This window comes from Capnocytophaga sp. oral taxon 324 str. F0483 (assembly GCF_000318315.2).
GTDB lineage: Bacteria > Bacteroidota > Bacteroidia > Flavobacteriales > Flavobacteriaceae > Capnocytophaga > Capnocytophaga ochracea.
This window is the reverse complement of sequence record NZ_KB291503.1, coordinates 701-999: the sequence shown is the minus strand read 5'-3', so window position 1 is coordinate 999 and position 299 is coordinate 701. Positions and strand designations below refer to the sequence as shown.

The 299-nt window shown below is 34.8% G+C and carries 1 protein-coding gene; it reads left to right on the top strand.

Translation table 11 applies throughout. The features are described from left to right. The coding region (locus HMPREF9072_RS12440; protein WP_009410555.1) for a hypothetical protein at positions 1-287 on the top strand (287 nt) is incomplete at its 5' end. Between the last annotated feature and the right edge of the window lie 12 nt (positions 288-299).

Here is a 299-nt window from a genome sequence, read left to right as displayed (position 1 = left end):
ATAAGATAATCACAGGAATAGCCAGACCTATTGAAGCAGGAAAATTAGAAGACTCTTTAATTGTAGAGCTAAATGATAGAATCTGCCGAAAACAAAGAAGTGCCCCAAAAGGATTCTATTGGGACATAGTTTTAATTATAGCTCTTTGCTTTTCTGTTCCCCTAATTGCTATTTTTTTAGGAACCGATGGTATATTGATACGTATTATCAGTGTTATTGTGTATATAGCAATCTGTATATGGGGGGGGGGTATAGTTTTATTATGCCTTATAGAGAGCTTATCTTAAATAGAGAGGCTG